The sequence below is a fragment of the Pseudomonas sp. D5(2026) genome (assembly GCF_057766845.1).
On sequence record NZ_CM173421.1, the window covers coordinates 1,878,558 to 1,891,312 of the forward strand.

Annotated in this window: 10 protein-coding genes; 3 read left to right on the forward strand and 7 right to left on the reverse strand. The window is 62.7% G+C overall.

The features are described 5' to 3' along the window. Window positions 1-52 precede the first annotated feature (52 nt). From AC3B5Q_RS08570 to gloB, 7 genes are all read right to left on the reverse strand, one after another. Window positions 53-1,660, reverse strand: coding sequence for an ABC transporter ATP-binding protein (locus AC3B5Q_RS08570; protein WP_488392982.1), 1,608 nt, complete (start codon window positions 1,658-1,660; stop codon window positions 53-55). 1 nt (window position 1,661) lies between these two features. Further along, window positions 1,662-2,681, reverse strand: coding sequence for an ABC transporter permease (locus AC3B5Q_RS08575; RefSeq protein ID WP_021783281.1), 1,020 nt, complete (start codon window positions 2,679-2,681; stop codon window positions 1,662-1,664). A 1-nt stretch (window position 2,682) separates the two neighbouring features. Further along, window positions 2,683-3,756 (reverse strand): microcin C ABC transporter permease YejB, encoded by a 1,074-nt coding sequence (locus AC3B5Q_RS08580; protein ID WP_021783280.1) that lies wholly within the window; start codon window positions 3,754-3,756, stop codon window positions 2,683-2,685. Between the two features lies 1 nt (window position 3,757). After that, entirely contained in the window at window positions 3,758-5,593 is a 1,836-nt protein-coding gene (locus AC3B5Q_RS08585; RefSeq protein WP_488392983.1) for an extracellular solute-binding protein, read from the reverse strand. After that, on the reverse strand, window positions 5,590-7,419 hold the full coding sequence (locus tag AC3B5Q_RS08590) for an extracellular solute-binding protein (RefSeq protein ID WP_198554906.1): 1,830 nt from the start codon (window positions 7,417-7,419) through the stop codon (window positions 5,590-5,592). Before AC3B5Q_RS08590 ends, AC3B5Q_RS08585 begins: the two co-directional genes overlap by 4 nt. 219 nt (window positions 7,420-7,638) lie before the next feature. Continuing rightward, window positions 7,639-9,069 (reverse strand): lytic transglycosylase domain-containing protein, encoded by a 1,431-nt coding sequence (locus AC3B5Q_RS08595; protein ID WP_021783277.1) that lies wholly within the window; start codon window positions 9,067-9,069, stop codon window positions 7,639-7,641. A gap of 100 nt (window positions 9,070-9,169) precedes the next feature. After that, complete coding sequence (gloB, locus tag AC3B5Q_RS08600) at window positions 9,170-9,949, reverse strand: hydroxyacylglutathione hydrolase (RefSeq protein WP_021783276.1); 780 nt, start codon at window positions 9,947-9,949, stop codon at window positions 9,170-9,172. Window positions 9,950-10,034: 85 nt separating this feature from the next. Here gloB and AC3B5Q_RS08605 point away from each other — a divergent pair, with 85 nt between their 5' ends. From AC3B5Q_RS08605 to dnaQ, 3 genes are read left to right on the forward strand one after another with little or no spacing between them, the layout of a single operon-like run. Further along, the gene (locus AC3B5Q_RS08605; protein WP_021783275.1) at window positions 10,035-10,808 is read left to right on the forward strand and encodes a class I SAM-dependent methyltransferase; all 774 of its coding nucleotides are present in this window, start codon (window positions 10,035-10,037) and stop codon (window positions 10,806-10,808) included. A gap of 15 nt (window positions 10,809-10,823) precedes the next feature. Next, complete coding sequence (rnhA, locus tag AC3B5Q_RS08610) at window positions 10,824-11,270, forward strand: ribonuclease HI (RefSeq protein ID WP_003251460.1); 447 nt, start codon at window positions 10,824-10,826, stop codon at window positions 11,268-11,270. A 50-nt stretch (window positions 11,271-11,320) separates the two neighbouring features. Next, the gene (gene dnaQ, locus AC3B5Q_RS08615) at window positions 11,321-12,079 is read left to right on the forward strand and encodes a DNA polymerase III subunit epsilon (protein WP_028698389.1); all 759 of its coding nucleotides are present in this window, start codon (window positions 11,321-11,323) and stop codon (window positions 12,077-12,079) included. Window positions 12,080-12,755: the final 676 nt, after the last annotated feature.

Consider the following 12,755-nt stretch of genomic DNA (forward strand, 5'->3'; position numbering starts at 1 on the left):
GCGCTCGATCTACGCAACGCCGCAAGAATCAAGGCGAACACCCACCCATTCCCTACGAACCCTCAACCTCCAAAAACGCCGCCTCCAGCAACTGCCGGGTATACGGATGCTGCGGCGCATGGAAGATCGCCTGCGCATCCCCTTGCTCCACCACCTGCCCATGCTTGATCACCATCAACTGGTGGCTCAGCGCCTTGACCACCGCCAGGTCATGGCTGATGAACAGGTACGTCAGGTTGTACTTTTGCTGCAGGTTACGCAGCAATTCCACTACCTGCCGCTGCACGGTGCGGTCCAGTGCGGACGTGGGTTCATCCAGCAGAATCAGCGCTGGCTTCAACACCAGCGCCCGGGCAATGGCAATGCGCTGGCGCTGCCCACCAGAGAACTCATGGGGGTAGCGATGCCGCGTGCGCGGGTCCAGGCCTACTTCTTCCAGGGCCGCGATAATCGCCGCTTCCTGTTCCTGCGCGGTACCAATGCCGTGAATGCGCAACCCTTCACCCACAATGTCCGCCACGCACATGCGCGGGCTCAGGCTGCCAAACGGGTCCTGGAAAACTACCTGCATCTCGCGCCGCAGGGGGCGCACCGCTTTCTGGTTAAGCCCTTCGAGGTTCTGCCCATGAAAGCGAATGCCGCCTTGGCTGGAGATCAGCCGCAAGATGGCCAGGCCCAATGTGGACTTGCCCGACCCGGATTCGCCAACAATGCCCAGCGTCTGGCCCTGGGGCAAGCTGAAGTTGACCCCGTCCACCGCCTTCACATGATCGACCGTGCGCTGCAGAAAGCCCTTCTTGATCGGGAACCAGACCTTGAGCTCATCCACCTCCAGCAACGGCGCGCCCACCGGGTTGTGCGCCGGCAGCCCGCTGGGCTCGGCATTGATGAGCATCTGCGTGTAGTGGTGCTGCGGGGCGCCGAACAGCGTGGCGCATTCGGCCTGCTCCACGATCTGCCCGTGCTGCATCACACACACACGATGGGCGATGCGTCGTACCAGGTTCAGGTCATGGCTGATCAGCAACAGGGCCATGCCCAGCCGCGCCTGCAGTTCCTTGAGCAGTTCGAGGATCTTCAACTGCACGGTCACATCCAGCGCCGTGGTCGGCTCGTCGGCAATCAGCAGCTCGGGCTCGTTGGCCAGCGCCATGGCGATCATTACCCGCTGGCGCTGCCCGCCCGACAATTCGTGGGGCAGGGCCTTGAGGCGCTTGTGCGGCTCGGGAATGCCGACCATATCCAGCAGCTCCAGCGTGCGCGCAGTCGCTTCCTTGCCGGTCAGGCCCTTGTGCAGCAGGAGGATTTCGTTGATCTGCTTCTCGATGCAATGCAGCGGGTTGAGCGAGGTCATCGGCTCCTGGAAGATCATCGCAATGCGGTTACCGCGAATGCGTTGCAGGGTCTTCTCGTTCTGCTGCAGCAAGTCCTTGCCTTCGTAGTGGATGCTGCCGTTGGGGTGGCGGGCCAGGGGGTAGGGCAGCAGGCGCAAAATCGAGTGTGCGGTGACCGATTTACCCGAGCCACTTTCGCCCACCAGAGCCAGTGTCTCGCCTTTGCGAATATCGAAGCTGACGCCGCCCACCACCCGGTTGACCTGGTCCCCGGTCACGAACTCCACGGCCAGGTCCCGCACTTCGATCAGGTTCTGTTCACTCATGTCACTTCCTCGGGTCGAAGGCATCGCGGGCGGATTCGCCGATGAACACCAGCAGGCTCAGCATCAGCGCCAGCACGGCAAAGGCGCTGATACCCAGCCACGGGGCCTGCAGGTTGGACTTGCCCTGCGCCACCAGCTCGCCCAAGGAAGGCGAACCGGCAGGCAGGCCGAAGCCGAGGAAGTCCAGGGCGGTGAGGGTGCCGATGGCGCCGGTGAGAATGAACGGCATGAAGGTCATGGTCGAGATCATGGCATTAGGCAGGATGTGCCGGTACATGATCGCCCCGTTGCGCATGCCCAGCGCGCGAGCGGCGCGCACGTATTCCAGGTTGCGTCCGCGCAGGAACTCGGCGCGTACCACGTCCACCAGGCTCATCCACGAGAACAGCAACATGATGCCCAGCAGCCACCAGAAGTTGGGCTGCACGAAGCTGGCCAGGATGATCAGCAGGTACAGCACAGGCAGGCCGGACCAGATTTCCAGAAAGCGTTGCCCGGTCAGGTCGACCCAGCCACCGTAGAACCCCTGCAAGGCGCCGGCGATGACGCCGATAATGGAGCTGGCCACGGTCAAGGTGAGAGCAAACAGAACCGAAATGCGGAAGCCGTAGATCACCCGTGCCAGCACGTCGCGGCCCTGGTCGTCGGTGCCCAGCCAGTTGTCCGCCGAAGGTGGGGCAGGGGCGGGGACACGCAGGTCATAGTTGATGCTCTGGTAGCTGAACGGGATGGGCGCCCACAGCACGAAGCTGTCTTTCTTCGCCAGCAGTTCGCGGATGTAGGGGCTCTTGTAGTTGGCTTCCAGCGGGAATTCGCCGCCGAAGGTGGTTTCTGGGTAGCGCTTGAACGCCGGGAAGTACCATTCGCCGTCGTAACGGACGGCGATCGGTTTGTCGTTGGCGATCAGCTCGGCGCCCAGGCTCAGCCCGAACAGAATCAGGAACAGCCACAGTGACCACCAGCCACGGCGGTTGGCCTTGAAACGCTCGAAGCGCCGGCGGTTGAGGGGGGACAAGGCCATGTCAGTGCTCCCGGCTGGCAAAGTCGATGCGTGGATCGACCAGGGTGTAGGTCAGGTCGCCGATCAGTTTCACCACCAGCCCTAACAGGGTGAAGATGAACAGGGTACCGAAGACCACCGGGTAGTCGCGGTTGATGGCCGCTTCAAAACTCATCAGGCCCAGGCCGTCGAGGCTGAAGATCACCTCGATCAGCAAGGAGCCGGTGAAGAAGATGCCGATGAACGCCGAAGGGAAGCCGGCGATCACCAGCAGCATGGCGTTGCGGAACACGTGGCCGTACAGCACCCGTGATCGGCTCAGGCCCTTGGCCTTGGCGGTGACCACGTACTGTTTGTTGATCTCGTCGAGGAAGCTGTTCTTGGTCAGCAGGGTCATGGTGGCGAAGTTACCGATGACCAGTGCGGTGATCGGCAGTACCAGGTGCCAGAAGTAGTCCAGCACCTTGCCGGTGGTGCTCAGTTCGTCGAAGTTGTTGGAGGTGAGGCCACGCAGGGGGAACCAGTCGAAGTAGCTGCCACCGGCGAACAGCACGATCAGCAGGATGGCGAACAGGAACGCCGGGATGGCGTAGCCGACGATGATCGCCGAGCTGGTCCACACGTCGAAGTGGCTGCCGTGGCGCACGGCCTTGGCGATCCCCAGCGGGATCGACACCAGGTACATGATCAGCGTGCTCCACAGCCCCAGCGAGATCGAAACCGGCATCTTCTCGGCGATCAGGTCGATCACCTTGGCATCGCGGAAGAAACTGTCGCCGAAGTCCAGCCGGGCGTAGTTCTTGATCATGATCCACAAGCGTTCGGGTGGCGACTTGTCGAAGCCGTACATGCGCTCGATTTCAGCGATCAGCGCCGGGTCCAGGCCCTGGGCGCCGCGGTAGTTGGAGCCGGCTACGGAAACCTCGGCGCCGCCACCTGCAATGCGGCTGGTGGCGCCTTCGAAGCCTTCGAGCTTGGCGATCATCTGCTCGACCGGGCCACCGGGGGCGGCCTGGACGATGATGAAGTTGATGATGAGGATGCCGAACAGGGTCGGAATGATCAGCAGCAGGCGGCGCAGGATGTAGGCCAGCATCTCAGTTGGCCTCGTCCACAGGGTCTTCGCTGACCGCCGGAGTTACCTCGGGCTTGATCCACCAGGTGTCGATGCCGATGTCGTACTTGGGCGACACGTTCGGGTGGCCGATGTGGTTCCAGTAGGCCACACGCCAGGTCTTGATGTGCCAGTTGGGGATCACGTAGTAGCCCCACAGCAACACGCGGTCGAGGGCGCGGCAGTGGTCGACCAGGCTCTGGCGCGAGTCGGCGTTGATCAGCTGTTCCACCAACTGGTCAATGGCCGGGTCGCGCAGGCCGATGAAGTTGCGGCTGCCGGGGTTGTCGGCGGCGGCACTGGACCAGAACTCGCGCTGTTCGTTGCCCGGCGAGTTGGACTGCGGATAACCGCCGACGATCATGTCGTAGTCCCGAGAACGCAGGCGGGTGATGTATTGCGAAACGTCGACCCGGCGGATGTTCAGCTCGATACCGAGGTCGGCAAGGTTGCGTTTGAAGGGCAGCAGGATGCGCTCGAACTCGGTCTGCGCCAGCAGGAATTCGATGCTTACCGGCTTGCCTTGGGCGTCGACCATCTTGTCGTCGACGATTTTCCAGCCCGCGTCCTGCAACAACTTGTAGGCCTGGCGCTGTTGCTCGCGGATCATGCCGCTGCCGTCACTGACCGGGTTGTGGAAGACCTCGGTAAACACTTGCTCGGGCACTTTGCCGCGCAGTGGTTCGAGGATTTTGAGCTCGTTGGGGCTGGGCAGTCCGTGGGCGGCCATTTCCGAGTTGTCGAAGTAGCTGCTGGTGCGGGTATAGGCGCCGTTGAACAGCTGTTTGTTGGTCCACTCGTAGTCCAGCAGCAGGCTCAGTGCCTGGCGCACGCGAACATCCTGGAACACCGGGCGGCGGATGTTGAAGATGAAACCCTGCATGCCGGTGGGGTTGCCGTTGGGCAGCTCCTCCTTGATCAGGCGACCCTCGCGCACGGCGGGCACGTCGTAGGCGGTGGCCCAGTTCTTTGCGCTGACTTCCAGGGCATAGTCGAACGCCCCGGCCTTGAGTGCTTGAAGGGCGACGGTGGTGTCGCGGTAGGAGTCGAAGGTCATGACATCGAAGTTGTAGAAGCCCCGGTTGATCGGCAGGTCCTTGGCCCAGTAGTCCTTGACCCGCTCGTAGCGCACCGAGCGCCCGGCCTTGACCTTGGCGACCTTGTACGGGCCGCTGCCCAGCGGGATCTCCAGGTTGCCGCGGTTGAATTCGCGGTTTTCGTACCAGTGCTTGGGCAATACCGGCAACTGGCCGAGAATCAGCGGCAGTTCGCGGTTGTTGGTGTGCTTGAACTTGAACAGCACCTTCAGCGGGTCTTCGGCAACCACTTCGGCAACGTCGGCGTAGTACTGGCGGTACAGCGGGGCGCCGTCCTTGATCAGGGCGTTGAACGTGAACACCACGTCGTCGGCGCGCATGGGGTGGCCGTCATGAAAACGCGCTTCAGGGCGCAGGTAGAAGCGCACCCAGCTGTTGTCCGGGGCCTTTTCGATCTTGCCGGCCACCAGGCCATATTCGGTGAACGGTTCATCCTGGCTCTGGCGCATCAGGGTGTCGTAGATAATGCCGATGTTCTCGGCCGCCACGCCTTTGTTGATGAACGGGTTGAGGCTGTCGAAGCCGCCGAAGCTGGACTGGCGGAAGGTGCCCCCCTTGGGCGCATCCGGGTTGACGTAGTCGAAGTGCTTGAAGTCGGCGGGGTACTTGGGTGGCTCATCGTAAAGGGTGAGCGCGTGCTGCGGTGCGGCCAGCGCGGGAAGGCTCAGGCAGGCGAGCAACAGGCTGCCTGCCAGCCGGCGCAGACGGTGCGTTGGCGTCATTGGGCTTTCTCCGAAGTCTTGATCCACCAGCTGTTCAGCCCAAGGGTGTAGGGCGGCGTGGTGACGAAGGCGAACCGGTTGCGGTAGGCCAGGCGATGGTTGTCGAGGTACCAGTTGGGGATCATGTAGTAGTGCCATGAAAGCACGCGGTCCAGGGCGCGGGCAGCGGCGACCTGGTCATCGCGGGTACGGGCGGCGAGCAGGGTGTCGAGCAGGTGGTCGACTACCGGGTCCTTGACCCCAGCATAGTTCTTGCTGCCCTTTGTCGTGGCTTGGCTGGAATGGAAGTACAGCCACTGTTCGAGGCCGGGGCTCAGGGTCTGGTTCAGTGTCATCAGAATCATGTCGAAATCGAACTGGTCCAGGCGTTGTTTGTACTGGGCGCGGTCCACGGTACGCAAGCGCGCATCGATGCCGATGCTGGACAGGTTTTCGACATAAGGTTGCAGGATGCGTTCAAGGTTGGGGTTTACCAGCAGTAGTTCCATGCGTAATTGCTGGCCCTTGCTGTTGACCAGGCGCTGGCCGTGCAGTTTCCAGCCGGCCTCGGCGAGCAGGCCCAGGGCCTGGCGCAGGGTCTGGCGGCTGATACCCCGGCCATCGGTGTGGCTGACCTTGTAGGGTTCGCTGAACAGCTTGGCGGGCAACTGGTCACGGAACGGCGCCAGCAGCAGCCACTCCTTGCCGGTGGGCAGGCCGCTGGCGGCGAACTCGCTGTTGGGGTAGTAGCTGGTCGAGCGGCGGTAGGCGCTGCTGAACAGCGCGCGGTTGGTCCACTCGAAGTCCAGCATCAGCCCCAGTGCCTGGCGTACCCGCGGGTCGCTGAACGCGGCCCGGCGGCTGTTCATGAACAGGCCCTGTGTTTGCGTGGGGATACTGTGCGGGATTTGTGCCTTGATCACTTCACCCCGGCGCACGGCAGGGAAGTTGTAACCGTTGGCCCAGTTTTTTGCCTGGTGCTCGATATAGATGTCGAACTCGCCGGCCTTGAATGCTTCGAAGGCCACCGTGGCGTCGCGATAGAACTCGTATTCCACCCGATTGAAATTGTACTTGCCACGGTTGACCGCCAGGTCTTTGCCCCAGTAGTTCTTCACCCGTTCGAACACCAGGCGTCGCCCGGGTTGTACCTGGGTGATGCGGTAGGGGCCGCTGCCCAACGGGGGCTCGAAGGTGGTGGCCTTGAAGTCGCGCTTCTGCCAGTAGTGTTTAGGCAGCACAGGCATTTCGCCCAGACGCAGAATCAGCAGCGGGTTGCCGGCGCGTTTGAACACGAAGCGGATGCGTAGCGGGCCGAGGATATCTACCCGCTGCACTTCCTGCAGGTTGGTGCGGTAGATCGGGTGGCCATCCTTGAGCAGCGTGCGGTAGGAGAAGGCCACGTCAGCCGAGGTGATCGGCTGGCCGTCATGCCAGCGGGCCTCCGGGCGCAGGTTGAACACCACCCAGCTGCGGTCCTCGCTGTATTCCACCGAGCGGGCGATCAGGCCGTAGCTGGAGGTCGGCTCGTCACCAGACGGGTCGTATTGGCCGGTGCCTACCATCAGTGGCTCGTTCAGCTCGCTGATGCCGTACTGCTGGAAGTTGGGCGTGGTAATCGGGCTCGACCCCTTGAAGGTGTAGGGGTTGAGTGTGTCGAAGGTGCCAAAAGCCATGGCCCGCAATGTGCCGCCCTTGGGCGCTTGCGGGTTGACCCAGTCGAAGTGGGTGAAGGTGGCTGGGTACTTGAGCGTGCCGAACTGCGCGTATCCGTGGCTTTCGCTCACCATCGCGGCTGCGGGAAAGCTCAAGGCCAGGCTGAGTGACAGCAGGAGGGGACGTATCAAGTCGGCATCCGATCCAGAGGCGTTGGGCTTTGATCGAGTACAGTAACAGCTTGGTGGGATTGGAAAAAGAGAGGGGCTGGGGTTTTCCAGTGGCTGGGTTTTCAGGCCCATTCGCGGGCACGCCCGCTCCCACAGGTACGGCACTGGCTTTCAGGGCTGTGAAAAACCTGTGGGAGCGGGCGTGCCCGCGAATGGCTGCAAAGCAGCCCCTGTAACGACTCAATGCCCGACGTAGACGGTCAGTGTCTGGCCTGGCTTGAGGGCGTGGCCGCTGCGTGGGTTCCAGCGCTTGAGGTGCTTCATTTCCACATTGAAGCGCTTGGCCACCAGGTACAGGGAGTCGCCCTTGCGCACCTTGTATTTGGTGGAGCGCTTTCCGGATGCTGCGACCCGGTTGCCGGCGGCGCTCGGAGCACTGCCACCACGCAGGGCCAGAACCTGGCCAGCGCGCAGACTGTTGCCGGACAAGCGGTTCCAGCGCTTGATGTCCTTGACCGATACGCGGTTGGCCCTGGCGATGACGCTCAGGTTATCGCCACGCTTGACCCGGTAGCTGCGTGCCGCCACCGGTGCCTTGGCTTCAGCCACAGCTCGGGCAAACGCTGCTTTCGGTGGTTGCAGGCTGACCAGCTGCTCGGGGTTGAGGTTGGACAGGCTGGCACTGAGCAACTGCGCCTTGGCGGTGGGCACCAGCAGCTGTTTCGGGCCATCGACAGTCATGCGCTTCTTGAATGCCGGGTTGAGCTGGATCAGCTCGTCCTCGTCGATGTTGGCGAAGGCCGCGACCCGGGTAAGGTCCAGGCGATCTTTGATCGCCACCGCTTCGAAGTACGGTTCGTTGGCGATCGGGGTGAGATTGATGCCATAGGCTTCTGGCGTGGACACCACCTGCGACAGCGCCAGCAACTTGGGCACGTAGTCGCGGGTTTCCTGTGGCAGCGGCAGGTTCCAGTAGTCGGTCGGCAGGCCGAGCTTTTCGTTGCGCTCGATGGCTCGGCTGACGGTGCCTTCGCCGGCATTGTAGGCCGCCAGGGCCAACAGCCAGTCGCCGTTGAACATGTCGTGCAGGCGGGTCAGGTAATCCAGCGCGGCGTTGGTCGACGCGGTGACATCGCGGCGGCCGTCATAGAAATTGGTCTGGCGCAGGTTGAAGTGACGACCGGTAGCCGGCATGAACTGCCACATGCCGGCAGCGCTGGCGCGTGAGTAGGCCATGGGGTTGTAGGCGCTTTCGATGGCGGGCAGCAGTGCCAGCTCCAGCGGCATGTCGCGTTCTTCAAGGCGCTCGACAATGTAGTGCAGGTAGAGGCTGCCACGTTCCCCGGCGCTTTCTATGAAGGACGGGTTGCTGGCGAACCACAAACGCTGCTGCTCGATGCGTGGGTTGACATCGATGCTGTCCTGCAGGGCGAAGCCCTGGCGCATGCGCTCCCAGACATCCTGCGGTGCCTGCTCGGCCGGTTTGACCAGCAGCGGGGAAGGTTTGTGTTTGATCCGCGCCTGGTAGTTGTGCGCGCGAACGCTATCGGATTCGTCGAGCTGACGGGTGCTCTGGCAGCCCACCAGCGTGGCTGCCAAGGCCAGCGCACTGATTTGGGCCAGGCGCGTCAGGGCGACGGAATGAGAGGTTCTGCGGCTACGGGAAGACATCGGCTGACACAGGTATCCGGGCGAAAAATTTCGGCGATTCTAGAAACCGCTCCGGCCCCGGTCAACCTTTGACCCTCCCTTGCGATATATCTTGCGGTTATCAGAAGCTGTCCTTCCAAGACCTCAAGGCAGCAAAAACAGCGACATGCGAGGTGTTTGAATGTCCCTTCCATTCGTCTGCTTTTTGTTTAACTAATGTTTCAGAGGTGCGCAGAAAGGGGTTGGTCAGGCGCTCCAGGCCAATCGTTGAGGGCAGGCTGATGCGATTTTCGGCGCGTAAACGGGTAACGTCCGCAAACCGTTGCTGAACGTGCGGATTGCTCGGCTCTACAGCTTTGGCGAAGCGCAGGTTGCTGAGGGTGTATTCGTGGGCGCAGTACACTTCTGTCTGCGCTGGCAGGGCCGCCAGGCGGGCGAGGGCGGGCTGCATCTGTTCGGGTGTACCCTCGAACATGCGTCCGCAACCGGCGGCGAACAGGGTGTCGCCACTGAACAGGACGGGCGTTGCTGGCTGGTCGCTGAAGAAGGCGATATGCCCCAGGGTGTGGCCGGGTACTGCCAGGACCTGGAATGTCACACCCAGCACGTCGACCCTGTCGCCTTCGTCCAGTGCCAGGTCGCGGCCGGGAATGCGCTCGTTGGCCGGGCCACAGACCCGTGCACCGGTCAATTGCCTGAGCCGTTCCACCCCGCCGACGTGATCATTGTGGTGGTGGGTGACGAGGATGTCGCTCAGCACCCACTCGGGGTTGGCAGCCAGCCAGCGCTCCACCGGGCCGGCATCGCCCGGGTCGACCACCGCACAACGGCGTTTGGCAGTATCCTGTAACAACCAGATGTAGTTGTCGGAGAAAGCGGGGAGAGCATCGATCTGTATCATGGTGCGGATCCGATTCGCCTAGCGTGGCACATGAGGGCATCTTAGCCGCGATGGCGCGGTGGGAGAACCTTCGAGGGAGAGCGCAATGACCGACCAAGCCTTTGCTCAGGCCGACCCGGACTGGGTCGAGCTGATCAGCCTGGCCCGTGAGTGGTTCAATGGCCCACTCGGCCAACTGATGCTCATGGAGGAGGACAAACTGCTGGAAGAAGAGCTCGGGCGCTTCTTTGGCGGTTATCTCGTACATTACGGGCCTTGCGCCGAGCCACCGCCCAGAGCCCCCCAGGTGCAGCGTAACGTGCGCCTTGGTGCGCCGTTGCCGGGGGTGGAGATTGTCTGCGAAGAGCAGGCCTGGCCGTTGAGCGAGCACGCTGCCGATGTGGTGGTGCTGCAGCATGGGCTGGACTTCTGTCTGTCGCCCCATGGCCTGCTGCGCGAGGCCGCCAGTGCCGTGCGCCCGGGCGGGCACCTGCTGATCGTGGGGATCAACCCGTGGAGCAGCTGGGGCATGCGCCATTTCTTCAGTCACGATGCTCTGCGCAAGGCGCGCTGCATCTCGCCGTCACGGGTGGGCGACTGGCTCAACCTGCTGGGCTTCGCGCTGGAGAAACGCCGCTTCGGGTGCTATCGTCCGCCGCTTGCCTCACCGGCCTGGCAGCAACGCCTTGAAGGCTGGGAACGACTGGCCGGCGGCTGGCAGGGCTTCGGTGGCGGGGTGTACCTGCTGGTGGCGCGCAAGATGGTGGTGGGCCTGCGGCCATTGCGGCCGGAACGCCGCGAGCCAATGGGCAAGCTGCTGCCGCTGCCACTGGCGAAAGTCAACCGCACCGCAGCCAACCCCGAAACTGACAAGCACTGAATTCAAGAGTGGTACATGAGCGATAGCGTCGAGATGTTTACTGATGGTGCCTGCAAGGGCAACCCTGGCCCGGGTGGCTGGGGCGTGCTGATGATCTACAAGGGCGTCGAGAAGGAACTATGGGGCGGCGAGCGTGAGACCACCAACAACCGCATGGAGCTGATGGCCGCGATCCAGGGCCTGATGTCGCTCAAGCGTGAATGCGAGGTGGTACTGACCACCGACTCGCAGTACGTGATGAAGGGCATCAACGAGTGGATGGTCAACTGGAAGAAGCGCGGCTGGAAGACGGCGGCCAAAGAGCCGGTGAAGAATGCCGACCTGTGGCAGCAGCTCGATGAGCAGGTCAACCGCCACAAGGTGACCTGGAAGTGGGTGCGCGGCCATATCGGCCACCCCGGCAACGAACGCGCCGACCAGCTGGCCAACCGTGGGGTCGATGAGGTGCGCGCCCAGCGTTGAGCTGGGGTACAATCGCGGCCTTTGTAACGGATGCAAGTTGGAGCGCCCGCGTGGAGCAGCAGCAAGATAAACGGTTCGTCATTCTCGATACCGAAACCACGGGTATGCCGGTTGGCGAAGGCCACCGGATCATCGAGATCGGCTGTGTCGAGGTCATCGGCCGGCGCCTGACCGGGCGGCACTTCCACGTCTACCTGCAGCCCGACCGCGAGAGTGACGAGGGCGCGATCAACGTTCACGGCATCACGGATGCCTTCCTGGTTGGCAAGCCACGCTTTGGCGATGTTGCCGAAGAGTTCTTCGACTTCATCCAGGGCGCCACGCTGGTCATCCACAACGCGGCGTTCGACGTTGGCTTCATCAACAACGAATTCGCCTTGCTGGGCCAGCAGGACCGCGCTGACATTTCGCAGCACTGCACTATTCTGGATACCCTGCTGCTGGCACGTTCGCGCCACCCAGGGCAGCGCAACAGCCTGGATGCGCTGTGCAAACGCTACGACATCGATAACTCGGGCCGTGAGCTGCACGGCGCACTGCTCGACTCGGAACTGCTGGCAGACGTTTACCTGGCCATGACCGGTGGCCAGACCAGTTTGTCGCTGGCAGGCCATGGCGCAGATGCCGATGATGACGGGCAGGGGGCTGGCGGCAGCGAGATTCGCCGGATTGTCGGGCGTACCCCGGGGCGGGTGATCATGGCCAGCGCCGAGGAGCTGGAGGCGCATGCCGAGCGTCTGGCAGCGGTTGCCAAATCGGCAGGTGGGCCTTCGCTGTGGCAGGCCCTGACCGAGATACCTGCGGGTTGAGGCGCTGGGCTTGCCGTGGGTTGTGGGGTGTTGCTGAGATCGAGCGCCGCCCGCGCGGCGCATCGCGAGCTGCGCTCGCTCCTACGTTTGTTTCGGGCCAGTAACGCCTGTGACAGGCGCGCGCGACCGCCTTGCTCGTACGACGCGATATCGAGCCATGCACCAGGGCGTTCGCGCGAATATCCCATAGGAATAATTGGCCAGAAACGCCTGTGACAGGCGTGCGCGACCGCCTTGCTCGTACGACGCGATATCGAGCCATGCACCAGGGCGTTCGCGCGAATATCCAATAGGAATAATTGGCCAGAAACGCCAGTGACAGGCGCGCGCGACCGCCTTGCTCGTACGACGCGATATCGAGCCATGCACCAGGGCGTTCGCGCGAATATCCCATAGGAATAATTGGCCAGTAACGCCTGTGCAGGCGCGCGCGACCGCCTTGCTCGTACGACGCGATATCGAGCCATGCACCAGGGCGTTCGCGCGAATATCCCATAGGAATAATTGGCCAGTAACGCCTGTGACAGGCGCGCGCGACCGCCTTGCTCGTACGACGCGATATCGAGCCATGCACCAGGGCGTTCGCGCGCAAATCCCCCAGGAATAATTGGCCCGAAACAAACGTAGGAGCGAGCGCAGCTCGCGATGCGCCGCGCGGGCGGCGCTCGATCTCAGC